This is a genomic window from Curtobacterium sp. ZW137 (assembly GCF_003762905.1).
In the GTDB taxonomy this organism is placed as follows: Bacteria; Actinomycetota; Actinomycetes; order Actinomycetales; family Microbacteriaceae; genus Curtobacterium.
Genome location: NZ_RJKS01000003.1, coordinates 523,283 through 548,042, shown reverse-complemented (window position 1 = coordinate 548,042; position 24,760 = coordinate 523,283). Strand labels below are relative to the sequence as shown.

The 24,760-nt window shown below is 71.6% G+C and carries 22 protein-coding genes; 8 read left to right on the top strand and 14 right to left on the bottom strand.

What is annotated here, in order from left to right:
- Positions 1–16: 16 nt before the first annotated feature.
- The 3 genes from EDF55_RS12270 to EDF55_RS12260 are packed head-to-tail and all read right to left on the bottom strand — an operon-like array spanning position 17 to position 4,961.
- A complete protein-coding gene (locus EDF55_RS12270) occupies positions 17–895 on the bottom strand; it encodes a carbohydrate ABC transporter permease (RefSeq protein WP_123655224.1) in 879 nt (292 codons plus the stop codon).
- On the bottom strand, positions 892–1,869 hold the full coding sequence (locus tag EDF55_RS12265; protein ID WP_221180753.1) for a carbohydrate ABC transporter permease: 978 nt from the start codon (positions 1,867–1,869) through the stop codon (positions 892–894). Before EDF55_RS12265 ends, EDF55_RS12270 begins: the two co-directional genes overlap by 4 nt.
- A complete protein-coding gene (locus EDF55_RS12260) occupies positions 1,866–4,961 on the bottom strand; it encodes a glycoside hydrolase family 38 C-terminal domain-containing protein (protein WP_123655223.1) in 3,096 nt (1,031 codons plus the stop codon). Before EDF55_RS12260 ends, EDF55_RS12265 begins: the two co-directional genes overlap by 4 nt.
- Positions 4,962–5,065: 104 nt before the next feature.
- On the opposite strand from EDF55_RS12260, the gene EDF55_RS12255 reads away from it, so the two are divergent.
- From EDF55_RS12255 to EDF55_RS12230, 6 genes are all read left to right on the top strand, one after another.
- Entirely contained in the window at positions 5,066–6,445 is a 1,380-nt protein-coding gene (locus EDF55_RS12255) for an MGH1-like glycoside hydrolase domain-containing protein (protein WP_123655222.1), read from the top strand.
- Positions 6,442–8,493, top strand: a complete 2,052-nt coding sequence (locus tag EDF55_RS12250; RefSeq protein WP_123655221.1) for a family 78 glycoside hydrolase catalytic domain — start codon at positions 6,442–6,444, stop codon at positions 8,491–8,493. The genes EDF55_RS12255 and EDF55_RS12250 overlap by 4 nt, the downstream gene beginning before the upstream one ends.
- 92 nt (positions 8,494–8,585) lie before the next feature.
- Complete coding sequence (locus tag EDF55_RS12245) at positions 8,586–9,116, top strand: TetR/AcrR family transcriptional regulator (protein ID WP_185017357.1); 531 nt, start codon at positions 8,586–8,588, stop codon at positions 9,114–9,116.
- A gap of 80 nt (positions 9,117–9,196) precedes the next feature.
- A complete protein-coding gene (locus tag EDF55_RS12240; protein WP_123655219.1) occupies positions 9,197–9,982 on the top strand; it encodes an SDR family NAD(P)-dependent oxidoreductase in 786 nt (261 codons plus the stop codon).
- A 44-nt stretch (positions 9,983–10,026) separates the two neighbouring features.
- On the top strand, positions 10,027–11,076 hold the full coding sequence (locus EDF55_RS12235; protein WP_123655218.1) for a 2,3-butanediol dehydrogenase: 1,050 nt from the start codon (positions 10,027–10,029) through the stop codon (positions 11,074–11,076).
- Positions 11,077–11,307: 231 nt separating this feature from the next.
- A complete protein-coding gene (locus EDF55_RS12230; RefSeq protein WP_123655217.1) occupies positions 11,308–11,979 on the top strand; it encodes a bifunctional 2-polyprenyl-6-hydroxyphenol methylase/3-demethylubiquinol 3-O-methyltransferase UbiG in 672 nt (223 codons plus the stop codon).
- An 8-nt stretch (positions 11,980–11,987) separates the two neighbouring features.
- On the opposite strand, the gene EDF55_RS12225 is transcribed toward EDF55_RS12230, so the two are convergent.
- The 4 genes from EDF55_RS12225 to EDF55_RS12210 form a co-directional block, all read right to left on the bottom strand.
- On the bottom strand, positions 11,988–12,500 hold the full coding sequence (locus EDF55_RS12225) for a hypothetical protein (RefSeq protein ID WP_123655216.1): 513 nt from the start codon (positions 12,498–12,500) through the stop codon (positions 11,988–11,990).
- A gap of 76 nt (positions 12,501–12,576) precedes the next feature.
- Positions 12,577–13,200, bottom strand: a complete 624-nt coding sequence (locus EDF55_RS12220; RefSeq protein WP_123655215.1) for a hypothetical protein — start codon at positions 13,198–13,200, stop codon at positions 12,577–12,579.
- 29 nt (positions 13,201–13,229) lie between these two features.
- Positions 13,230–13,736 (bottom strand): ATP-binding protein, encoded by a 507-nt coding sequence (locus EDF55_RS12215; RefSeq protein ID WP_123655214.1) that lies wholly within the window; start codon positions 13,734–13,736, stop codon positions 13,230–13,232.
- A 49-nt stretch (positions 13,737–13,785) separates the two neighbouring features.
- Positions 13,786–14,607, bottom strand: coding sequence for an N-acyl homoserine lactonase family protein (locus tag EDF55_RS12210; RefSeq protein ID WP_123655213.1), 822 nt, complete (start codon positions 14,605–14,607; stop codon positions 13,786–13,788).
- A gap of 75 nt (positions 14,608–14,682) precedes the next feature.
- On the opposite strand from EDF55_RS12210, the gene EDF55_RS12205 reads away from it, so the two are divergent.
- Positions 14,683–15,333 (top strand): cyclase family protein, encoded by a 651-nt coding sequence (locus EDF55_RS12205; protein WP_123655212.1) that lies wholly within the window; start codon positions 14,683–14,685, stop codon positions 15,331–15,333.
- Positions 15,330–16,025 (top strand): alpha/beta fold hydrolase, encoded by a 696-nt coding sequence (locus EDF55_RS12200; RefSeq protein WP_185017354.1) that lies wholly within the window; start codon positions 15,330–15,332, stop codon positions 16,023–16,025. Before EDF55_RS12205 ends, EDF55_RS12200 begins: the two co-directional genes overlap by 4 nt.
- Positions 16,026–16,045: 20 nt before the next feature.
- Here the strand turns inward: EDF55_RS12200 and EDF55_RS12195 are convergent, their stop codons facing one another.
- The 7 genes from EDF55_RS12195 to EDF55_RS12165 form a co-directional block, all read right to left on the bottom strand.
- Entirely contained in the window at positions 16,046–17,323 is a 1,278-nt protein-coding gene (locus EDF55_RS12195) for an amidohydrolase family protein (RefSeq protein ID WP_123655210.1), read from the bottom strand.
- A 22-nt stretch (positions 17,324–17,345) separates the two neighbouring features.
- Positions 17,346–18,158, bottom strand: coding sequence for an ABC transporter ATP-binding protein (locus EDF55_RS12190; protein WP_260235896.1), 813 nt, complete (start codon positions 18,156–18,158; stop codon positions 17,346–17,348).
- The gene (locus tag EDF55_RS12185) at positions 18,155–19,882 is read right to left on the bottom strand and encodes a dipeptide/oligopeptide/nickel ABC transporter permease/ATP-binding protein (RefSeq protein WP_260235895.1); all 1,728 of its coding nucleotides are present in this window, start codon (positions 19,880–19,882) and stop codon (positions 18,155–18,157) included. Before EDF55_RS12185 ends, EDF55_RS12190 begins: the two co-directional genes overlap by 4 nt.
- Positions 19,875–20,927 (bottom strand): ABC transporter permease, encoded by a 1,053-nt coding sequence (locus EDF55_RS12180; RefSeq protein ID WP_123655209.1) that lies wholly within the window; start codon positions 20,925–20,927, stop codon positions 19,875–19,877. The genes EDF55_RS12185 and EDF55_RS12180 overlap by 8 nt, the downstream gene beginning before the upstream one ends.
- Before the next feature lie 106 nt (positions 20,928–21,033).
- Positions 21,034–22,614 (bottom strand): ABC transporter substrate-binding protein, encoded by a 1,581-nt coding sequence (locus tag EDF55_RS12175; protein WP_123655208.1) that lies wholly within the window; start codon positions 22,612–22,614, stop codon positions 21,034–21,036.
- A 108-nt stretch (positions 22,615–22,722) separates the two neighbouring features.
- Positions 22,723–24,159, bottom strand: coding sequence for an amidohydrolase (locus EDF55_RS12170; RefSeq protein ID WP_123655207.1), 1,437 nt, complete (start codon positions 24,157–24,159; stop codon positions 22,723–22,725).
- A complete protein-coding gene (locus EDF55_RS12165; protein WP_123655206.1) occupies positions 24,152–24,757 on the bottom strand; it encodes a cysteine hydrolase family protein in 606 nt (201 codons plus the stop codon). The genes EDF55_RS12170 and EDF55_RS12165 overlap by 8 nt, the downstream gene beginning before the upstream one ends.
- Positions 24,758–24,760 lie beyond the last annotated feature (3 nt).

Genomic DNA, 24,760 nt, shown 5'->3' with positions numbered 1-24,760 from the left:
GGGGTGCGGGCGCGGCTCACTTCGAGATCGTCCCGAGGGAGCCGATGCCCTCCATGAAGTAGCGCTGGGCGAGGAAGAACAGGGCGAGCGGCGGCAGCATGAACAGCAGGTTCGTCGCCATGTAGTAGTTGTACTGAGAGCCCGCGGTGTCGCCGAGGAAGGACGCCATGCCGAGCGAGAGCGTGAACTTCGACCCGGTCTGCAGGTACACGAGGGGGTTGAGGTAGTCGTTCCACGCGAGCTGGAAGGACATGATCGCGATGGTGATTGACACCGGCTTCGTGATCGGCAGCATGATCTTCGTGAAGATCGTCCAGTGCCCGGCGCCGTCGATCAGCGCCGACTCGTCGAGGTAGCGCGGGATCGACTGGTAGTACTGCCGCGCCAGGAACACGAAGATCGGGCTGCCGAAGAACGCCGGCAGGACGAGCGGCACCCAGGTGTCGATCAGTCCGAGCGAGATGTAGAGGTGCTGCAGCGGGATGAGCCCGACGATGCCCGGCACGAACAGGCTGCCGGAGATCAGCGCGAACCAGAGCTTGCGGCCCGGGAAGTCGATGCGGGAGATGCCGTAGCCGACCACCATCGAGCTGACGACCGCGCCGGCGGTGGAGAGCACCGTGACGATCGCCGTGTTGAGCAGCAACCGGTAGAAGTCGATCATGTTCGGCCCGGTGACGAAGTTCGACCAGTCGAACTCCTTCGGGAAGAACGACGGCGGGATCTGGTTGATGTCGCCGTTCGACTTCAGCGCGATGCTCAGCATCCACACCAGCGGGAGCAGCATCGACACCGCGAGGAGTGCGCAGAGCAGGTACCACGCGATGCGGGAGAGCAGCAGGGGAACGCGCTGCGCGAGCGGCATCCGTCGCGTGCGCGGGACGACGGCGGTCATGCTTCGCTCCCTGCCGAGAAGCGTCCGCGGGTGAGGCGGAGCATGCCGAGCGTGACGATCATCACGATGAGGAAGAGCACCCAGACCTCCGCGGTCGCGTACCCGAGGTTGGGGGACGCGATGAAGTTGGCGAAGCCGTCGGTGTAGATCTTGTACATCAGCAGGTTCGTCGACGTGCCGGGGCCGCCCTTGGTCAGGATCGCGATCTGGGTGAAGGTCTGGAACGCGCCGTTGAGCTGCAGGACGAGCTGGAGCAGCAGGATCGGTCCGATCATCGGCAGCGTGATCTGCAGGAACCGTCGGATCGGACCCGCACCGTCGACCTTCGCGGCCTCGGTCAGTTCGACCGGGACGGCCTGCAGTCCGGCGAGGAAGATGATCATCGTCCCGCCGACGCCCCAGACCCCGACGATGAGCACGGAGGCGAGTGCCACGTGCGCGTCGCCGAGCCACATGCTCGTCGGCAGGTGCAGCGCACGGAGGACCTCGTTCGCGAGTCCGTACGTCGGGTCGTAGATGTACTTCCACAGGGTCAGGACGGCGACGGCGGGGAGCACCACCGGCAGGTAGAAGATCGTCCGGAACAGCTTCACCCCCTTGAGCGACCGGTCCACGAGCACGGCGAGCCCGAGGCCGGCCGCGATGGTGACGGGCACCGAGATGACGACCCAGAGCAGGGTGACCCCCACCGACGGCCAGAACTTCGGGTCGGCCGTGAACATCTCGACGTAGTTGTCGAAGCCGATCCACTTCGCCGGGGTGAGCCCGTTCCACTGCGTGAAGGAGTGGTACAGGGACGTGACCATCGGGTAGCCGACGAACAGCAGCAGTCCGATGATGGCGGGGGCGATGAACAGGTAGCCGGCGAGGACGTCGCTGCGGCGCCGCCCGGTCCGGCGGACGGGTCTCACCCGTGGGGGCATGAGCGACTGCGCGGCCGGTGCCGGCATCGTCTCGATGGTGGTGCGTGTCATCCGATCTCCTCCTCGAGTCCGGTGCTCCGGTGGATCCGGAGCGTCACGATCTGGAACGGTCGGAACTCGACCGGTGTCGACTCGCGCGCATCGGGACGTGCCTCGAGCTCGCGTTCGAGCAGGTCGACGACCGATGCGCCGGCGCTGTCGAGGTCCCACGTCACGGTGGCGGTCGACCGTTCGCCGAGCGACTCGTACATCCGGACGACGAGGTCGCCGGAGTGGTCCTCGGCGAGCTTCACGCTCTCGACGACCACGCCGCGCTCGGAGACCGTCACGAGCGGAGCGACCGGAGCCGCTCCCGCGTGCCGCCGGGTCGGCAGGTTCACCCGGTACCCCGCGTCGACGGCATCCGCGATGGACGCATCGCTGACCAGGCGGTAGGCGAAGCGGTGGACGCCCTGGTCCGCCTCGGGATCCGGGTACCGCGGTGCGCGCAGGAGCGAGAGGCGCACCTCCGTCCCGGGCAGGCCACCGTCGACCCCGTCCCGGCGACGGACGTCGTGTCCGTACGTCGAGTCGTTCGCCACGGCGACCCCGAACCCGGGTTCGCCGACGTGCACCCAGCGGTGTGCGGCGATCTCGAACTTGGCGGCGTCCCAAGTGGTGTTCTGGTGCGTCGGGCGCTGGATGTGCCCGAACTGGATCTCCGACGTGGACACGTCGGTCCGGACGTCGAGCGGGAACGCGACCTTCAGGAAGCGCTCCGCCTCGTGCCAGTCGACCTCGGTGACGAAGTCGATCTCGCCGGCGCCGGGCCGGAGCGTCATCCGCTGCGTCGCCCTGGACCGGCCGAAGGTGCGCTCGACGACGACGGTCGCCGAGCCGTCCTCGGCACGCTCGACCCGCAGGTCGTCGACCTCGTCGATGACACGGCCGGTGGCGAGGTAGTGCTCGTCCACGTCCCACGCGTCGAAGGCGTTCGGCAGGTCCTGGTGCAGGACCAGGTCGCCGATGCGGCCGCCGGGGGCGACCAGCTCACGGGCGCGGGCGACGTCGCGGACGCTCACCGCGCCTCCCGTCCGGTCGACGACGACGCGGAGTGCGCCGTTGTCGATGACGGTGGAACCACCGTCCTGGCGGACGTCGACGAACGGGAGGCCGGGGTCGGCTCCGGCGGGCCCGGCACCGAGTGCAGGCACACCGTCCGCCACCGTCGGGGTCGCGTTGAACGCGAGTGCGACGTCCCCTTGGCCGGCCAGGACGTCGAGCGCGGAGGCGATGACCGCCTCGAGTTCGTCGCGGACGGCCGCGTACGACGCAGCGGCCTGGCGGTGCACCCACCCGATCGACGACCCCGGCAGGATGTCGTGGAACTGGTGCAGGAGCACCGTCTTCCACAGCCGGTCGAGCGTCTCGTAGGGGTAGGGGACGCCGTGCCGCACCGTCGCCGTCGCACACCACAGCTCTGCCTCGCGGAGCAGGTGCTCACTGCGACGGTTGCCCTGCTTCATCGCGGCCTGTGACGTGTAGGTCCCGCGGTGCCCCTCGAGGTACAGCTCCCCCACCCACGTCGGTGCGTTCGGGTACTCCCGTTCGGCGGCGGTGAAGAACGACTCCGGGGTGGCGTGCTCGACCACCGGGGCGCCCTCGAGGTCGGCCTGCCGTCGGGCTCGTTCCATCATCACGATCGTCGGACCGCCACCGCCGTCGCCGTGCCCGAACGGCACCATCGACGTGGTGGCGTCCCCGTGGTCGCGGAAGTTCGACGACGCGTGCTGCAGCTCGCGGGGCGTGAGTTCGGAGAGGTAGCTGTCGACCGGGGGCATGTGGCTGAACAGCGTCGTCCCGTCGATGCCCTGCCACCGGAAGGTGTGGTGCGGGAACTTGTCCTTCGGGTTGCCCCACGACAGCTTCTGGGTCAGGAACCACCGGTACCCGGCGAGCGCCGCGATCTGCGGGAGCGCGGCGGTGTAGCCGAACGAGTCCGGCAGCCAGACCTCATGCGGCTCGTACCCGAACTTGTCGGCGAAGTACCGCTTGCCGTGGACCATCTGCCGCACGAGCGCTTCCCCACCGGGGAGGTTCGTGTCGGATTCGACCCACATGCCGCCCGCCGGGATCCACTGGCCTCGGGCAACGGCTGCCGTGATGCGGGTGAACAGCTCCGGGTGGGTCTGCTCGATCCACGCGTACTGCTGCGGCTGCGAGCAGGCGAACCGGAACTCGGGGTAGCGGTCCATCAGGTCGAGCACGTTCGAGAAGGTGCGCGTGCACTTGCGGATCGTCTCGCGCGTCGGCCACAGCCAGGCGGAGTCGATGTGCGCGTGGCCGATCGCCGCGAGCCGGTGCGCGCTGGCATCGGCACGACGCGCGAGTTCCGGGGCGAGCACCGCCCGCGCGAGGGCCGCGGTGCCGCGCACGTCGTCGAGGTCCAGCGCGTCGCACGCCAGGTCGAGCGCGCGGAGGAGCCGGACACGTCGCGGTCGGTCGGCGGGGAGTTCCTCTGCCCAGCCGAGCAGGACCTCGAGGTCGACCTCGAGCGCCTGGGTCTCCGGGTCGAGCACCGCGACGTCCGCACGGACCAGGCGGTACAGGGGTGGGCCGTCCGGGGTGATCCCGTCGCCGAGGTGGGTGGGTCGGAACTGCGCAGCGGCGATGTCGGGGTTCGCGGCGGCCTCGACCCACAGGTCGACGGTGGTGTCGTCGAGGGCCAGGGGGACCCACTGGGACCGCGGGTGGATGCCCTTGACGATGGTGCCGTCAGCGCGGTGGACGAGCCCCTCGCACTGGAAGCCGGGGCCGGAGTCCGGCTCGAACCCGATGTCGATCAGGGCGACCAGGGTCGGGCCGGCCGCACCGAGTCGGTCGGCGTCGCGGTCGGCCGCGGCGATCGCCGTGGCCCAGTCGGCGGGGACCGTGCCCGTCAGGTGCAACCAGCTCGTGGTCCAGGCCGGACCCCAGGGTTCACCGATCGCGGCCGGCCGGAACGCGTCCGCCGCAGCGGTCGCGTCACCGAACGGCTCCGGTTCGCCCGGCAGCGCCCGGATGGTGATGTCGAGGGGGGTGGTGACGACCTCGGCCGCCGGGCGGATCCGCTCGCGGAGGATGCGTGTCGCGCGGTCGATGACGCGCTGGGGATCAGTGTGCATGGGCTCAGTGCTGTCTCTGCTTCGTCGAGTGGACGCATCGTCGCGTCCGTGCCGAGCAGTGTGTCAACGTTGACTCTTGATGTCAACGTTGTCACTATCGAGGCATGGAAATCGCAGTGGCCTCGACGACGAGGGCCTGGTTCGGGCCGATGTACGACACCGCCGTCCGCACCCTCGACCGGAACACCGTCCACGACGAGCGCGGCGCGTACATCCGTGCCGGTGACGGCTACACCGACCCGTGGACCCGGGACGCGGCGCTCAACACCTGGGGCGCCGCCGCGCTGCTGCGGCCGGACGTCGCCCGCTCGACGCTGCTCCGGGTGTGTGACCAGCTCGCCGACGGACGCCGGGTCATCGCCCAGGACGACCAGTGGTGGGACCAGATCGTCTGGGTGATCGCAGCACGCGACCTCGCACTGTCCACCGGTGATCGCGAACTCCTCCGGACCGTCCTCGAGGTCGGGCGGGCGTCGCTCGAGATCCTGCACCGCGACCGGTTCCGGCCGCGCTGGGGCCTGTACGCCGGTCCCGCCCTCATGCAGGACGGCATCTCCGGCCTGCCGACGCCACCGGCGACCTCCGAGGAGCCGTCCTCGTTCGTGCTCGACTACCCCGATGCGCACGAGGTCATGACCCTGTCCACCAACGTGCTCTACGTCGCCGCGTACCGCGCCCTCGACGCCACCGCGCGCGATCTCGGCGAGGACCCCGGCGACTCCGCGTCGGCCGCCGACCGGCTGACCTCGGCGATCCGCGAGCACCTCGGGGACGGCACGTCCTTCGGGTACTTCCGCCACGGCGTCGGCCCGCTCGCCGGCACGCTCGACGAGCATCGGGAGGCAGCCGGCCTGGCGCTCGCCGTCCTCTTCGACGTCGCATCCGAGACCACCAGGGCCGCGACGCTCGAGTCGGTGGGTCGCGGTCCGGCAGGGGCGGTGAACGTCGCCCCGCACTTCGACGACCGGTACTCCGACGGCCACCCGGGCCGACACAACGCGATCTGCTGGCCGATGGTGATGGGCCTGGTCGGGTTCGCGTCCGCGTCGATCCACGACGTCGCGGGGGTCGACCGCACGCTCGAGGACCTCCGTGCCCTCGTCGAGGCCAGCGACGGTCGGTTCGACGAGGTGTACGACGCCGTCACCGGTGCGCCGTCCGGAGGCTGGCAGTGCGGCTTCCTGTGGGACAGCGAGCCGAACCAGACCTGGTCGGCGACGTCGTACCTGCGGCTCGTGCACCTCGGCGTCCTCGGCGTCCGCGCGGGCATCGACGGCGTCCGCTTCGAACCGCTCCGCCCGGCCGCCGGGGAGATCGTCACGGCACGCGGCATCACCGTCGGCACCGCGGTGCTGGACCTCACGGTCGTGGCCGGCGAGGAGTCGTCGGTGACGGTCGACGGCGTCGACGTGACCACCGTGGCGACGCACGTCCCCGGCGACGCAGTCGGGCACCGGCGGGTCCACGTCGTGGTGGGCTCGTGAGCCGCTGGATCTGGGACGCCTTCCACCGGGAGACCCCGAACCAGCTCCTGCTCCTCCGCCGCACCGTGACCGCGGACGCACCCCTGGTCTCCGGGTCGATCCGCGTGGCGGCCAGAGGGTCGTTCCGGGTCTGGGTCGACGGCCGGTTCGTCACGCACCAGGACCTCCAGAGCTCCGCCCCCGGAGCCGATGCGGTGACCGTCGACCTCTCCGACGCACTCGGCGACGGCGTCTCCGTGACGCTCGTGATCGGCGTGCACCTGCTCGGGATCGGCACGCACCACCAGCCCCACGCGGTCGGCGGGCTCCTCGTCGAAGGTGCCCTGGTCGATGCGACCGGCACAGAGCACTCCCTCGGCACGGACCGAGGTTGGGAGACCTCGGTGCCGGGCGGCTGGCGACAGGACGCCCCGCAGACGGTCTGGTCGGCCGGGTTCACCGAGTGGTCCGACCGGACCCTCGACGACGCAGCCGCGGGCTGGTCCGGTGCCGTGGAGTACCCCGACGAACAGATCCCGACGCCGTACGACCGCACGGTCGTCGAGCGCGCCGTGGATGTGGACCGGTACCGGACGGAGCGCGGGCACATCCCGGCCGACGAGTGGGCGCGGCGTGCACTCGCCGCCCCGACCCGTGCGGCCGCCATCGTCGCCGCAGGACCGATCCGTGAAGCAGGGACGGTCGGCGACGACGGTGCTCCGCGCTACGTCCTCCATCGACTCCCCCATCAGCTCGTCGGCTTCCTGACCCTCACCGTCGAGGCCGCTGCTCCGGCGACCGTCGACGTCGCGTTCGGCGAGACCGTCGACGAATCCGGCTGGCCGACCGCGACCCGGCAGGGCATCGCGGCGGTCGACACGGTCGTGGTCCCGGCGGGCCGGACCGTCCACCGGTTCTGGAACCGCAGGACGTTCCGGGACCTCGCGATCGTCGTGCGGTCGCCCGGGTCCGCGACGGTGCACGTCACGTTCGCGGCGGTGACCGCCGACCGCCCCGACCCGGAGTTCCGGACGGGGTCGGAGCGGTACGCCCGCATGCACGCGATCAGTGCCGCCACGGTCGCCGTCGGTCGGCAGGACCTCTACGAGGACTGCCCCCTCCGCGAGGGTGGGCACTACGTCGCCGACGCCCGGCTCCAGGCAGTGTTCGACATCACCACGACCGGCGTCGCCGACACGTCCCGACGGTCGGTTCGTCAGTTCGCCGCCGCACAGGACCCCGACGGCATGATCGCCGCGCTCACCCCGAGCGGCACACGCCACCGCATCCCCGACTTCGCCCTGCAGTGGGTGTGTCAGGTCGACGAGCACGTCAGGCTCGCCGACGACGACGACCTCCTCGCGGAGCTCCGCGACGCGCTCGACCGGACGATGTCGTGGGCGGACGCGCGGTGGGGCGCGACCGGGTTCGACGCCGACGGCCCCGGATGGTGGCCCTTCATCGACTGGTACCCGTTCACCGCCCAGGCATTGCAGGCTGCCCTCGACGCGCAGTACGCGGCCGCGCTGCTCGCTGCGCGCGACCTGGCCGCCCGCGCGGGCGACGGTCCGGCTGCTGCACGGCACGCCGCTCGCTTCGACGAGGTGCTCGCGGCGAGACCGGACGTCGTCCGCCATCCCCACGCGGCCGCGATCCTCGCGTGCGCAGTGGATCCCGACGTCGCACGGCAACTCGTCGACCCGACCGTCTTCGACGGATTCGAACCCACCACCGGGTACTTCGTCTTCTCCCTGTGCCGCGCACTCATCGTGCTGGGCGAACCCACCGCCGCACGGCGCCGGCTCGACGAGCACTGGGGCGGGATGATGGACGCCGGCGCCGGGACGTGGTGGGAGCATTGGTCGCCCGACGCCACCGTCGACGACCAGAGCGTCTGCCACCCCTGGTCGGCAGGGCCGATCGTCCTCCTCCCGATGCTCGCCCTCGGGGTCGACCCGTTCGCCCGCACCGAGGCCTCGTCGCGCTTCACCCCCGTCCTCGACGACGCGCGCGTCCACGCGGTCCTGCACACCCCGTGGGGTGCGGTCCGCACCCAGGTCGCGCCGTGACGGACGGGAGGCTCGTGGCGGCGCCGCCACGAGCCTCCCGTCCGCCCTAGGCTGCTGGAGTGGATCCGCGGTACGCACGATCACAGCGCGCGTTGCGCGACGCAGCGCTCACCCTGGCAGCGGCTGCGCCGCTGCAGTCCATCTCGGTCTCCGAGGTGTGCCGCGCGGCGGGCATCACCCGCGACACCTTCTACCGGCACGCCCCGTCCCCCGTCGAGCTCGTCGCGGTCACCCTCGGCGAGGAACTCGCCGAGGCGATCGGACGGCACGATCCGCTGTCCGGGCTCGAGGCGTTCCGGGCAGCCGAGCGGTCGCTCCTGCAGCACGTCGCCGACCACGTCGACGTGTACCGGAACGCGATGGGTCCGCAGTTGCTCGCCCCGCTCCGGGCGAACCTCGAGCGGACGATCCACGCGACGCTCCGCACGCACCTCGACCAGCACCCGCAGAGCGTGCCGGCCGGCGTCGACGCGGCGGACGAGGACGCCCTCGACGTCGTCGCCTCGTACGCGGCCGCGGGCACCGTCGGCGCCGTCGAGCGGTGGATCCACACCGAGCCACTCGACGTCGACCGCGGGGTCGCCGTGATCATCGCGGCGTCGCCGGAGTTCTGGTTCGCCTGATGCGGTGACTATCTGACACCTGCAAGACAAAGGCGTACGGTGGTGAGGTGCTCATCGAGGAGCACCGAAGGGAACCCACCATGCAGATCACCCCAGGCCGTTTCGACGGCACCGTCGCCCTCGTCACCGGAGGCGTGTCCGGCATCGGCGCGTCCGTGACCACCCGCCTCCTGGCCGAAGGCGCGACCGTCGTGGCCGTCGACGTCGCCGAGGCCACCATCGCGTCGTTCCGCGGCGAGCACCAGGACGCCGGAGACCGTCTCGACACCCGTGTGCTCGACGTCACCGACGCCGATGCCGTGAACCGCACCATCGCCGAGGTCGTCGAGGCCCACGGGAAGCTCGACCTCCTGGTCGCGAACGCCGGCGTCGGTGCCGCCGGTGCCGTCGCCGACGTCGACGACGCCACGTGGCGCTTCGTGCTGGGCGTCGACCTCGACGGCGTGTTCCACGTCGCCCGCGCGGCGCTCCCCCACCTCGTCGCCTCGAAGGGGTCGATCGTGAACACCGCGTCGATCTCCGGCATGGGCGGCGACAGCGCCATGGCCGCGTACAACGCCGCGAAGGGCGCCGTGATCAACCTCACCCGCAGCATGGCCGTCGACTACGGCCACCGGGGCGTCCGCGTCAACGCCGTCGCGCCGGGCCCGGTCGCCACCCCGCTGCTCCGCCCGATCCTCGACGCCAACGCCGTCGTCCGCGACACCTACGCCGAGCGGATCCCCCTCGGCCGGGTCGGCGAGCCCGACGAGATCGCCGCAGCGATCCTCTTCCTCGCCTCGCCCGACGCCGCCTACGTCAGCGGCGTGACCCTGCCCGTCGACGGCGGACTCACCGCGTGGACCGCCCAGCCGGCCCTGTACTGACCGGCCCCGACCTGACCGCCCACGCCCCGAAAGGCACCAGCACCATGCGCGCAGCCGTGTTCCACGCCCAGGAAGACCTCCGGATCGAAGAGGTCGACGAACCCACGCCGGGCCCCGGCGAGGTGAAGATCCGCAACGCCTACGCCGGCATCTGCGGGTCGGACCTGCACATCTACTTCGCTCCCGGTTCGGCCGGGATCGACCTCGAGCACCCGCACCCCGTCACCGGCTCGACCCTGCCGCAGATCCTCGGTCACGAGTTCTCCGGCACCGTCGTCGAGCTCGGCCCGGACGTCACCGAGGTGTCGGTCGGCGACCGCGTCGCCGTCTGGCCCATCTACGCCTGCGGCACCTGTGCCGCGTGCCGCCGCGGCGCACCGAACGCATGCCGGACCATCGGGTTCCACGGCATCACCGCGCACGGCGGCGGGATGAGCGAGTTCACCACCGTGCCGGCGTCGAAGCTCCACGTGCTCCCCGAGAACGTCGACCTGCGGCTCGGTGCGCTCGTCGAACCGATGGCCGTCGCGTGGCACGCCGTCACCAGGAGCGGCATCGGGGCCGGCCAGCGCGCCCTGGTCGTCGGAGCCGGACCGATCGGCATCGGCGTCTGGTTCGCGCTCCGCGCCCGCGGCGTCGAGACCGTCGTCGTGTCCGAGCCGAGCGAGGTCCGGCGTCGGGCCATCCAGGGCGTCGGCGCCGAGCACGTGATCGACCCGATGTCCGAGGACCTGTCCGCGGTCGTCGCCCGGGTCACCGACGGGGACGGCGTCGACGCGGTGTTCGACGCCGCCGGGGTCGGCCCCGCGCTCGCCTCGGGTCTGGAGCAGCTCGCACCGCACGGCACCGCGGTCGTCGTCGCGATCCACGAGCGGGCGATGGACTTCGACCCCACCGCGCTCGTGATGCCGGAGGCCTCGATCACCGGCACCCTGGCCTACCTGCAGGAGGACTTCGACGCGGTGATCGCCGCGATGGCCGAGGGCCGGTACGACACCACGGGGTGGGTGGACGACGTGCCGCTCGACCGGGTGGAGGAGACGATCCAGGCGCTGCGGGCGGGGAAGGGGATGAAGGCGCTCGTGGTGGCGTGACCAGTCGACCGGAGGCTCTTGCAGGCGGACACGAAGCGAGCGTCACTGATCGGATCCGCGCGTGACGACGAACGCGTCGAACAGTGCTCGCTCGGAGGTGTCGTTGCTGTCGCGCTGGCTCTTCAGCAAGTAGCGCCCGTCGAAAGCTCGCGCCGAAGTGCTCGGGTCGGCTCGGGGTCAGCGTGACGAGCCGCCGGGCTCGTCGGTCTCGGTCGCGGATACGCTGCGCCCATGAACACGACGGGGATGCGGCTGCTTTCGAAGTTGGGGCGGTTCAGCGATGGGCATCCCTGGTCCCACAACGACGCGTACGCGCCGTTCGTGCTCTGGCATGCACGGCGGGTGGGTAGAGCGGCCACGGTTCTCGACGTTGGGTGCGGAACCGGCTCGCTCATCAGGCGACTCGCGCGGTGTGGGGGAGCAGTCGTCGGCCTCGAACCAGACGCCCGGTCCGCGGCGCTCGCTCGTGTGAACGTGAACGGCCTCCGGAACGTCACCGTTCGAGAAGAACCCTTCGACCTCACAGTCCAGGAAGACCCGTGCTATGACCTGGTGACCTTCGTGGCGTCGCTCCACCATCTTCCGCTTGCGCCGGCCCTCGAAGCGGCACGCTCGTTGGTACGGCCAGGCGGAAGACTCGTCATCGTCGGCCTCGCCCGAGAGACCCCGAAAGACCTTCCCTGCTCACTCGCCTCGGTTCTCTTGAATGCCGTCATCGGCGTGGTCCTCCACCCTCACCGCGCGGTGGTGCCGCCGGAGAACATGACGGCGCCGACGACGATGCCGTCGCTCACGTTCGAAGAGATCCACGCGGTCGCGAGTCGAGTGCTTCCAGGGTTCAGGATGCGGCGCTCACTGTTCTGGCGATATCGAGCGGTGTGGGCAGCTCCGCCTGTCCGGTAGCGGATTCGCTACCGGACGCCGGGCGTGGCTCCCGCCCAGGCGTCACGTATCCGGTCGACCTGCTCTTCCACGGTCATGCCCGAGACGTCGATGACCAGGTCCACCGCGGGAGGAGTGGCGGTGATCCGGTGCAGCAGCTCGAACTCCTCGTCCGTGATGTACACCGGGCGGGTGGTCGCTCGTGCGCGAGCTTCGTCGAGGCCGATCGCCAGGTGCACGATGAAGCACTCCGGCAGCTGCGCGCGGTACACGGGCAGGACCTCCGCGGTCACCACATCGGATGCGGTGACGGTGAACCCGTCCGCCAGCAGGTTCCGCGCAAGTGCCGCCGTGTTGCGGGCAGCCAGCTCGTGTTGCGCCTGACCTTCCGGACCAGACCACGGCGTCGCGGCTCCACTGACGACGAGCTGACGGATGTCGTCGCCGTCGAGGTACGCGGCTCGCTCCTGGGTGACCGCGAGAGCCCGAGCGCAGGTCGTCTTCCCGACAGCCGGGCCTCCAGAGAGGATCAGTGGTCGCATGGTCGGGGATCCTTCCGTCGTCGCCCGAGCTCCCGAGACGGTGGTGCGCATCGGGACCCGTCGGCGTCAGACAGTCTCAGCCGTCCTCGCGTCGATCGCGAGGAACTCGCGAGATCGCTGCACGCACTCGGTTCCACTGACGTCGCCCGATCCAGCTGACGACCGCGATGAAGACGCCGACCCCGAGGAAGCCGAGCAGGAGGATCCCGGATGTGAGGTTTGCGCCGACGAGGGCGACTCCGAACCCGATGAGCGTCGGCCAGGTGTTCCTCGCCGATGCTCGCTGTCGACGAGTCAGGAGGTCGACGAGTTCCACCGACTGCGGAGTGGGCGCGGTCCTCCCGCGCATCTGCGAGCGGAGGGCCCGCCGTTGATCGCGATCGAGAAGTGCCGCGGGAGTTTGCTCGCCGCTGGCGAGGAGCGGTTCCAAGCCGTCGTGCCGACGTGCCCACAGCCAGCCGAGCAGAGCGACGGTGCACCCGGCACCGCTGACGATCGCCTGCCACGGCGACGGCTCGAGTGCCGCCAGGGACGTGCCGAGGGCGAAGAAGAGGATGCTCAGCCCGGCCAGGCCGGCCTGGACCGACGCGCCGACGACGATCGGTCCTCGTTCGACCAGCACCCTGGCGAGCTGCGTGGCAGCAGCCCAGTTCCCGGCGCCGTGTTCCTCACGGAGGAGAGGTTCTCTCGGATCGCTCACGCGTCGAGCGTACGACGGCGCACGACTGATCAGTCCAGGCCACCTCGGTGTCGGCTGTACTCGTCAACTGCGGCGAGTTCGTCATCTCGGACTGGTTCGAACACGTCCCATGCGGCGCGGAGCTCGGCCTCGCTGATGGGGGCGGTGTCGGAGACAGCCGCGGTGTTGCGCTGCTCGATCCTGGCCCAGAGCGTGTCGAGATCGGTGTCGAAGACGTGCAGGCTGATCCTCGCCCCGGTCGAGCGGGCGTCCGCGAACTTCGATGCCCGTTCGTGCGCCATCCAGAGACCGTCTTCGAGGATCACGTCGACGCCTGCTCGCAGGAGGACGAGCGCATGCCGGTAGAGCAGCGCTTGGAGGTGCTCGTGGAACGCACCGTCGGCGTGCGGGATGCCGACGGCCGCTTGCCACTCGTCGGTCGCCAGCCGCACGCCCACGCCTGCCGCTTCGAGGCGACGGGCCAGCGTGGACTTCCCCGATCCCGGCAGGCCACAGAACAGGGTCAGGGTCGGCACCCGTCCGGCAGCAGCGTCCATCCGGCCAAACTCCCACGGCGCGGGCCGAGGCGGCAAGTACGGCTCCGGGTCAGCTCGACGAGCCGCGGACCCACGGCCCCCACGCAGGATCGTGACCCGGCCAGACCTCGACGCCGGGCAGCCCCGCCAGATCGGCCAGCCGGTCGACGGACCGCTGGGCGTCGGGTTCGTCGCCGCCGACGCCGACCCACCCGCACGGCGTCCGCTCGGTCAGGTTCCGTTCGAGGTCGGCCGCGTCGCACGCCAGCACCACCGAACGGTCCGGCAGGTCGACCCGGACCGACTGGTGACCCGGGGTGTGCCCGCGGGTGTCGAGCACGCTGAGCCCCGGCGCGAGGTCCGTGTCCCCGTCGAGCAGCAGCACGCGGACGTCGGCGGCGAGCACGTCGTCGACCACGACGGTCTCCCGCCGCCCGATCCCGCTCCGCAACCACGTCCACTCGCGGCGCTGCAGCACGACGGGCGTCCCCGGATCGACGAGGCGGAGGCCACCGGTGTGGTCGAGGTGCACGTGCGAGATCACGCACGCCGCGAGCGCGTCCCATCCGAGCCCAGCAGCGGCGACGCCCTCGGCCAGGGCGTCACCCGGTGGCACGACGGCGGTGTAGCTCTCGTGGTCGTAGTGCGCCGCACGCTGCTCGGGGTCCCGGACACGGTCCAGGTCGAACCCGCCGTCGACGAGCACCCAGCCCTCGTCGAACACCACGGCGACGGCCGTCACCGGTTCGAGGAGGAACCGGGCCGGGTCGCCCCCGCGCAGGGAGATCGACTCGGGGATGGGCTCCCACCCGAGGACGAGCGGGACGAGCCGACGCGGGTGACCCACGAGCGCGAGCTCGTCCGGCACCAGGTCGCGGATCGATCGGACCATGCTTGCTCCTCGACTCGTATTGGATACAATTTGTTAGAAACCGAATCCATTGTGCCGCAGTTCCCGGAGGGACCCATGACCGACGCGATCGACATCAACATCCCGATCCACACCGAGATGCTGCACTGGGGCCGTCGGCCGACCTTCGAGATGGTCGAGGAGATCGCGGGCGGGTACCCCTCGGACGTCTCCCGGTGGTTGATCGGCGCCCACACCGGCACGCACGTCGACGCCCCGTCGCACTTCGTCCCCGGAGCGGCGACGGTCGACGAGATCGCGCTGGACAGCGTGGTCGGTCCGGTCCGCGTCCTCGACCTCCGCCACGTCGCCGAGGAGATCACGGCCGAGGACCTGGCCGACGCCGGAGCCGCCGGTGCCGAGCGCGTGCTCTTCCGCACCCGGAACTCGACCGACGCGCTGACGCGGAACGTGCGCTCCGACACGTGGGTCGGCCTCGGACCGAGCGGTGCCGCGTGGCTCGTCGAGCACGGGGTGCGGTTCGCGGGCATCGACTACATGACGATGGAGGCCCCCGCCCACACCGAGGCGTGGCCCACGCACGTCGCGCTCTGCGGTGCTGGAGTCGTGATCCTGGAGAACGCCGACCTGTCCGCCGTCGAACCGGGCGACTACCTGATGGTGTGCCAGCCGGTGCCGTTCGCCGGACGCGAGGCCGCGCCCGCCCCGACCGTCCTGCTCCCCCTCGTCGCGGCGGTCGACCTGTGAGCGCCCCGGCGGTGTACGTCGTCCTGGTCCACGGCGCCGGTGGGTCGCCGTCGGCCTGGTCCTCCGTCGCGCCCCTCCTGCGGGCCCGGGGGATCGCCTACACGCTCGCCGACAACCCCATGACGTCGCTGCGGGACGACGAGGCGTCGGTGCGCGCACTGGTGGACGCGGTCGACGGTCCGGTGCTGCTCGTCGGGCACTCGTACGGCGGCGCGGTCATCACGAACGCCGGCACGCACGAACGCGTCGTCGGCCTGGTCTACGTCGCGGCCTTCGCCCCGGACGCCGGCGAGTCCGTCGCCGCGATCGTCGAACGCCGCGAACCCGCCCTCGTCTCGCGGTACACGCACCGCGGCCCGGACGGCGAGTGGATCACCCGCGACGACGAGGAGTCCCGGGCCGCGCTCGCGTGGGACGTCCCGGAGGACGTCCTGCGCGCCGCGCGGTACGAGCGCCGCGTGACCGCGGACGCCGCGTTCCAGCAGCCGACGGGCGAGCCCGCGTGGGCGACGCGGCCGAGCTGGTACCTGGTCGCGCAGAGCGACCGCCACCTGCTGCCGGAGATCCAGCGCGACTTCGTCGCACGCATGGGCGCCGACGCCGAGGAGGTCGACACCAGCCACGCGGTGGCCCACGCCGCCCCGGAACGGGTCGTCGCGGTCATCGAGCGCGCGATCGCCGCGGTCGCCTGAGCGACCGGCGGTGACCACGGTCAGGAGGCCGTGGTCACCAGGCCGTCGAGGTCCTTGACCACGCGTCCGGACTGCAGGACCGCGCGCACGCTGGCAGCGTCGGCGAGCGCGCCGATGTCGACCAGCGGGTCGACGCCCGAGACGACCAGGTCGCCGACCTTGCCGGGCTCGACGGAGCCGAGCCGGTCCTCCAGTCCGAGGAGCCGCGCCCCTTGGAGGGTGCCGGCCGTGACGGCGGCGAGCGGTGACAGACCGACCTGCACCAGTCGTGCGAGCTCCGCCAGGTTGCGGCCGTGCGGATGCACGCCGGCGTCCGTGCCGAGTGCCACGGGGACCCCGGCGGCGACGGCGCGGCGGACGCTGTCGAGTCCGCGCTCGTGCAGGGCGGCGCGGTGGCGCAGACGCGCTTCGGAGGCGGTGGCCGGGTCGAGCTCGCGGAGCAGCGTGCTGAGCGTGGGGACGAGCGCGGTCCCGCGCTCGACCATGAGGGCGATGGTGTCGTCGCTGAGGTCGTACCCGTGCTCGATGCTCGACGCGCCACCGAGCACGGCCGCTCGTGCGGCTGCGTCGGTCAGGGCGTGCGCGGTGACGGGGCGCCCACCGCGTTCGCCGACGAGGCGGACGACCAGGCGGACCTGTTCCTCGGTGATCCCGACGTCGTCCGGGTCGTCCGTGGGCGACCCGACCCCGCCGGAGGTCGAGACCTTGATCGCGTCGGCGCCCGTGCGGAGCAGGGTGCGGACGGTGCGGACGACGTCCTCGTCGGTGTCGACGACGCCGGGCTCGGGCATCCCCGAGCGCACCGCCCACGCCGGGAGCGAGCCGTTCGGCCGGACGGGGTCGGCGTGCCCGCCGGTGGGCGAGAGCATCGCGATCGCCAGGTGCAGGCGCGGGCCGACCACCGTGCCGCGGGCGACGGCGTTCCGGTACCCGGGCGTCAGGCCGTCGAGGTCCCGTGCGGTGGTGACGCCGGCGTGCAGCGTGGAGCGGAGCATCCCGGCGACCTCGAGCACGTCCTCCTCGGGGAACCGTGCCCGCTGTTCCTCCGGGGTGGTCGGCACCATGCTGAGGTGCACGTGCGTGTCGATGAAGCCGGGCAGCAGCCAGGTGCCGGTGAGGTCGGCGACCGGGACGCCTGGTGCCGGGGCGCGTCGTGGGCCGGCGTACGTGACGATGCCATCGTGCAGCTCGACCTCGGCATCGGCGCGCGGCGGTGCGCCGGTGCCGTCGACGAGGGTCGCGCCGACCAGTCGGAGCACGCCGGGGGCGTGCGGGGTCGTCGGGAGTCGTGCCGCCACTGTCGCGACCTTCCGTGATCGGTCAGCCGGTCAGGCTGAAGCGGGCGGAGCCGGGGTCCGCGTCGAGCAGCCGTCGCGTGTACCAGTGCTGCGGGTCGGCGTAGATCTGCTCAACGGGACCGGACTCGACCACCTCGCCCTGGTACAGCACCACGACCTCGTCGCTGACGCGCTGCACGACGGCGAGGTTGTGCGAGATGAACACCATCGTCAGGCCGAGGGACTCCTTGATGCCCGCGAGCAGTTCGAGGATCTGAGCCTGCACCGACACGTCGAGCGCCGAGGTGATCTCGTCGGCGATCACTAGGTGCGGGTCGATGACGAGCCCGCGGGCGATCGCGATCCGTTGCCGCTGCCCGCCGGAGAACTCGTGCGGGTAGCGGTGCATCATGTCCGGGGAGAGCCCGACGCGTTCGAGCCAGCCGCTGATCAGGTCCTCGTGGGTGGCCACACGCGGACGGATCGGGTCGATCGCCTCGGCCAGGGTCTGCGCCACGGTGCGCCGCGGGGAGAGCGACGAGTACGGGTCCTGCGGGATCATCTGGATGCGGCGCCGGGCGGCGTGCAGCGCGGACCGGTGTGCCGAGCCGAGGTCGACGCCGTCGACCGTCACGCTGCCGGCGGCCGGCTTCACCGTGCCCACCAGGACCTTGGCGAGCGTGGACTTGCCGGAGCCGGACTCGCCGACGATGCCCACGGTGCGGCCGCGCTCGAGACGCAGGTCCACGCCGTGCAGGACGGTCGTCGACCCGAACGCGACGTCGAGCGCGCGGACGTCGATCATCGGGTCGACGTCGGTCGCGGCCGGTCGGCGGGTCGTGGTGGTGTCGGTCACGCGTGCGCCTCCGTCTGCTCCGAGGGGACCGTCACGACCGGCGTGGCCGCGAGCAGTTGCTTCGTGTAGGGGTGGTCGACGGTCTCCGGCGACAGGCCGGCGACGTCGTCGATGCGCTCGACGATCGCACCGTTCCGCATCACGAGCACCCGGTCGCACAGCGCGCGGACGACCCCGAGGTCGTGCGAGATGAAGAGCACGGCGGTCCCGGACTCCTCGTTCATGCGCTTCAGCACGGTGAGGACCTCGCGCTGGACCGTCACGTCGAGCGCGGTGGTCGGCTCGTCGGCGATGAGCAGGTCCGGCTTCGTGCTCATCGCGGACGCGATCATCGCGCGCTGCTTCATCCCGCCGGACAGCTGGTGCGGGTACTGCCGCAGGCGTCCTTCGGGGTCGGTGAGCTTGACCGCCCGGAACCCCTGGGTGAGCAGGCGCAGCGCGTCGCGCCGGCTGTGGCGCAGGCGCATCCGCAGCACGTCGGACAGCTGGATGCCGAGCACCATCGCCGGGTTCAGGGCGGTGCCGGGGTCCTGGTAGACCAGGCCGATCCGCGAGGCGAGCACGCGGTCGGGCACCCGGCCGAGCAGGTCCACCCCGCCGAGCTCGAGCCGTCGGGCGGACGCCTCGAGCCCCTCGCCGAGGAGCTTGGCGACGACGGAGGCGGTGAGCGACTTGCCGGAACCGGACTCGCCCACGATCCCGAGCACCTCGCCGCGACGGATGGTGAACGAGACGTCGTCCACCAGCGGGCGTCCGCTCGCGCCGTGCCGCACGGAGATGCCGTCGGCGACGAGCACCGCGTCCTCCTCGACCGCGAGCGTCGGCGCCCCGGCCGCCCGGGTGGTCCGGGCGCGGGTCGTGTTCGACCGGGGGTTCGCCGCGGCGGCGAGCCCGTCCCCGACGAGCAGGGCGGCGAGCGACGCGAAGGTCAGGGCGACCGCCGGCCCGACGATGACCACGGGGTTGACCACGATGCGGTCGAGGCCGTCGTTGAGCAGGGTGCCCCAGTCGAACGCGGGGGTCTGCGCGCCGAGGCCGATGAACGACAGCCCGGAGATCTCGACGAGCGCGCCGGAGAACGCGCCGGCGATGAGGATGAGGGTCGGTTCGGCCATGTTCGGCAGCACGTGCCGGACCGCCACGCGGTGCGCCGGGACGCCCATCAGCCGCGCCGTCGTCACGTACTCGCTGGTGGAGATCTTCGCGGCGAGGTTCGCGGTCAGTCGGGCGAAGCCGGCGATGTTGGCGACCGCGATGGCCACCACCACCTGGACCATGCCCTGACCGAGGATCGCGGCGACGATGATCGCGACGAGCATCGTCGGGTAGCTGACGGCGAACTCGATCGCGCGGAGCCCGAACTCGCGGAGCCGCCGCGGGGCGAGCCACACGCCGATGCCGAGCGCGATGCCGACGACGGCCGACAGTGCCGTGGCGGCGAGCGCCATGAGCACCGTCGCGCGGGTGGCCACGAGCGTGCGGGCGAGCATGTCCCGGCCGAGGGTGTCGGTGCCGAGCGGGTGCTCGGCGGTCGACCCGAGTCCGGCGGTGCCGCCGATCCCGGTCGCCTGGGAACCGAGGACGAACGGTGCGACGACGGCGACGACGAGGATCAGGCCGAACATCGCGAGTCCGACGACGAGGCCGGCGTTCCACGCGAACGCCCGGGGCCGCGCGGGCCGGTCGACGGTGGCGGCGCGGACGGCGGTGATGGTGTCAGCCACGCTTCTCTCCGAGGGTGCGCGGGTCGATGAGACCCAGGATGATGTCGATGACCAGGGTGATCACGAGGGAGATCAGGCCGATCACGAAGACGGCGGCGCGGATCACCGGGTAGTCCTTGTCGACCGCGATCGCCTGGACGATCACGCCGCCGAGGCCGGGCCAGGCGAACACCGCCTCGGTGATCAGCGCGGAGCCGAGCAGGGCGGTCAGGATGATGCCGGAGAGCGTCAGCGCGGTGGTGAGCAGGTTCGGCAGCATGTGCTTCGCGTAGATCGACAGCGCCGGCAGTCGCCAGCCGCGTGCGGTGCGCATGTAGTCCTGCTCGAGGATGACCGCGGTCTCCCGGCGGACGATGCGGGCGACGGAACACGTGCCGCCGACGGTCAGCGAGGCGATCGGCAGCACGGCGGCGGCCCCGAAGTCGTAGGCCGGCGAGTACGCGGGCGGCAGCACGTGCAGCAGGACCGCGAAGACGACGACGAACCCGGTGGCGAGGACGTACGTCGGGATCGAGGAGATGAGGCCGGTGACGGCGGTGAACGTCACGTCGAGCCACCGGTGGCGGTCGCCGCGGGTCAGGACGCCGACGGTCATCCCGAGCGCCAGTCCGAGGACGAGCAGGAGCAGGACGGCGACGATCGTGATGGTGAGCGTGTACGGCACGGCGGTCATGACGATGTCCATGGCCGGTGCGCGGTACTTGTACGAGTCCCCGAAGTCGCCCTGGACGACGCCTGCGACGTAGTGCCAGAGCTGGACGGGGAGCGGCTGGTCGAGGCCGAGCTGGTGCCGGACGAGCTCGACCTGTGCGAGCGACGCTGTGTCGCCCGCGATGGCCGTGGCCGGGTCGCCGGGGATGAGCTGCACGATCAGGAAGGTCACGAGGACGAGCAGCGCGAGGTTGACGACGAGGCCGCCGGCGCGACGGAGCAGGAACCGGCGCCAGGCGCCCCCGAGGCTCGCGGCTCGGGGAGCCGCTGCGACGGGGGCGTCCGAGGCGCCCGGACCGGGCACAGGGGGATGGTCGACGGTGGTGGTGCTCATCGCGGGTCCTCCAGGTGCTCCGGTCCGGGCGGTGGTGGGGTGGTGCTGGGTGGTGCTGGGCGGTGCTGGATGGTGCTGGGCGGTGCTGGGTGAGCGCGTCAGACGGTCACGAGACGATCCGCATGGCGGACGGGTCCCAGTAGCCGGAGAAGACGTGCGTCTCGAAGCCCTTGCGGGCGACGTAGCGGTGCGTGTCCGTGATGAGCGGGGTCATGTCGACCCGCTCCAGGATCGACTTCTGCGCCGTGGCGAAGTCCGCGCACTGCTCGTCCTCGTCGGTCGTCGCCATCGCGGCCTGGTAGGCCTTCAGGCCCTCGGGGTTGTCGCTCGAGGACACGTTCGTGCCGCCCTCGGGGTAGGTCGGGCCGAGGTACCGGGCGATCGAGAGGTTGATCAGGCCGACCTGGGCGTCCTCGGCCGCGACCGCGACGTCCCAGGTGTCCGGCTTCGTGCGCATCTGGGTCGTCCAGTCGGCGGGGTCCGGCGCGGAGACCTTCACGGTGGCTCCGGCGTTCCGCAGCGACTCCGCGAGGAAGTCCGCCGCGGGGTCCCAGTTCGACATGATGAGCAGGCGGATGGTCTTGCCCTTGAGCTCCTTCGCCGCCGCCTTCGCGTCGTACGACTGCACGAGCGACGAGCCGTCGACGGCGCACCGGTAGCTGGCGGCGTTCACGGTGGTCTGTGCGACCCCGAGCCCGTCGAGTCCGGCGTTGTTGAAGCCCTTGGTGTCGATCGCCTGGGCGACCGCCGCACGCAGTGGCTGGTTGCCCGCGAACACCGAGCCGGACCCCTCGGCCTCGTTGAAGACGAGGTTGTAGGCCGAGCTGGCGAACTTCACGGTCGAGTAGCCGTCGCCGGTGAAGCGCTCGGCGTTCGAGTCGTAGAAGCGGGCGACGTCGACGCCACCGGACTGCAGCAGGTTCGCGCTCGTGTTCGAGTCGCCCTGCACGGTCATGTTGATCGTCTTCGCGGGCTTGCCGGTGACGGTCTTCCAGTCCGGCCAGGCGTCGTAGTCCGAGCGCAGGGAGTACTGCACGCTCTTGCCCGCGGCCGACTTGGTCAGGGTGTACGGACCGGACCAGGCGCCCTTCACGGTGCCGGCGGCGAGTCCCTTCGGGTCGGCGATGCCGGCCGGGCAGATGACGCCGGTGCCGGGCCGGGTCAGACCGCCGAGCAGCTGCGAGTACGGCGAGCTGAGGGAGATCGTGAGGGTGCCGGCGGAGTCGTCGGGCGTGAAGGTGGGGTCACCCGAGCCGAACGCCTGGTTCTTCCAGGTCTGGGCACCCGAGTCGTCGAGCCCCACGAGGTACTCGAAGGACTTGGCCACCACGGTCGGCGTGATCTCGGTGCCGTCGGAGCAGGTCGCCCCGTCCCGGATGGTGAACTCGTACTTCGAGGCCGACTCCGCGTCCCACTTGGTCGCGAGGCCGCCGATGTACCCGCCGTCGTCGCCCTCGCCCTGCCGGAGCAGGGTGTCGAAGCCGAGTCGGGCGACCTCGACGTCCGAGCTGGCCGAGGCCTTCGCGGGGTCGAACGTCGCCGGGGCGTACCAGAGCTCGGCGTTGATCGTGCTGGTCGTCGAGCCGCCGCTGCCGCCGTCGGCAGAGCCGGACGTGCTGCACGCGCTCAGGGAGAGGCCGACGGCGGTCGCGACCGCGACGCCGACGAGGATGCGCTTCCTCACCATGGTGCTGTCCTCCAATGGGATTCGGGGTGATGCCAGGGAGTCAGTCCCGAGCGGGTCCAACTTGGATCCAATCTAGGACAATCCGCATCCAACTATGTTTCGTGTGGATTACATCTGGACCGCGGTGAAGACCGTCCGGCCGCCCACCACCGTCCGTCGCACGCGGGCGCGGGCGAACTCGTCGGGGGTGCAGTCGCCCGGGTCGACGTCGACGAGCACCCAGTCGGCCAGGGCACCGGCTCGCAACACCCCGCGCCGGTCCTCGGCGAAGGCCGCGTGTGCCGCCCCGCGGGTGTAGGCCGCCACCGCGTCGATCACCGAGATCGCCTGCCCCGGGCCGAGCGGTCCGTCGACGTCGCGCATCCGACGCGCGGACGCGACCGGGACCACCTCGCGCGGGTCGAACGGGAAGTACGGCGCGTCCGAGCCCATCGCGACGACGGCTCCGGCGTCGAGCCAGGTGCGCATCGGGTTCACCTCGTCCACCCGGTCGCCCAGCCGTCGGCGCAGGCCGGCCGCGTTCTTCCAGGCGATCGTGGGCTGCAGCGACGCGACGACGCCGAGGCGGGCCGCTCGGGCTGCGCTCGCCGGGCTCGGTTCGAGGTAGGCGTGGATGAGCTGGCACCGCAGGGGTGCGACGGCCCGGCCGGTCTGCCGCTCGGCGGCCTCGAAGCCGTCGAGGACCTCTGCGACCGCTCGGCTGCCGACCGCGTGGACGCCGAGGCCCCAGCCGGCTCCGACGCAGGCGGCGGCGAGCCGCGCGAAGTCGTCGGCGGAGATGCGCTGCACGCCGTGGTCGTCGCCGGCCCACGGCCGCTCGAGCAGGGCCTGACCCTTCATGCCCTCGCCGTCGTAGTAGACCTTGATCGGCCCGAGGCGCAGCAGGTCGTCGCCGTCACCCGTGACGCCGTCGATCGACTCGAGGACGGCCAGCGCGGCGTCGATGTCGGGCACGGCATCCGTGCCGAGCTCCGGGTACGGCATCGCGACCACGCGCATGGTGAGCAGACCCCGCCGGTGCGCCTCGCGGTACCCGGCGAGCTCGGGGAGCGTGACCGCCGGGTCGACGACCCCGGTGAAGCCCATGGCGTGCAGGAGCGGTTGCACCCGGCGGATCGCGGCGAGCCGGTCGTCGAGCGTCGGCGGGGTGTCACCGAGCCAGTCCGGGGCGTCCGGGTCGGCATCGCCGTCGGCGAGCATCACGGCCGAGAACGCGTCGGCGCCCGCGTCCGCGTCGAGCAGTTGCAGCGCCTTGAGGCCGGCGCGCTGCGCGTGGGCGTGCGCGTCGGTGAAGCCGGGCAGCACCGTGCCCTCGACGCGCTCCTCGTGCACGGCGACCGCGGAGTCACGCGCGGCCGCGGAGTCACGCGCAGCCGCGGAGTCGTGCGCGGCGGCCCGCACCGCGTCCTCCGTGCCCACCGCGACGATCCGGTCACCCACGACGAGCATGGCGTCGGCCGTCGGCGCCGCGGGGTCCATCGTGCGGATCCGGCCGAGGACGATCCGGGCCGGCCCACGCTCCGACGTGCTGGTCGGCTCAGGCACGCGCCGGCTCCCGCTCGTCGAGCCACGAGCGCACGTCGGCCGCGGTCACGAGCGCGTCGCGCTGCAGGTACGCGATCGCCTCGAGCGCCGCGTCGTGCGCACGCTCGCTCGACCCGGCGACGCAGTCGGTGAGCACCCGCACCGCGTAGTCGTGCTGGTGCGCGTCGGCGGCGGTGTAGTGGATGCACACGTCGGTGAGCCCGCCGACGAGCAGCACCGTGCCGGCGCGGTGGGCCTTGAGCACGATCTCGAGCTCCGTCCCGAAGAACGCCGAGTACCGGCGCTTGCGGATGACGAACTCCTCCGGTCGGGGGTCGATCCACGAGGCGAGCTCGGTCTGCTCCTCGCCCTCGATGCAGTGCGGCCCCTCGGCGCCGTCGAGCTCCCGACCGATGTCGACGAGGTTCGCCTTGTGGACCTCCTGGATGAAGACGACCGGCACGCCCGCGGACCGGCAGTGCTCGATGAGGTCGCGGACGCGGGGTGCGCGTTCGGCGCGACCGCTCATGACGGGGATACCCGGGGTGGGCATCGTCGAGGCGGCGCCGCCCTGGATGTCGACGACGATCAGGACGGGGTTGCCGGAGACGGCGAGCATGCG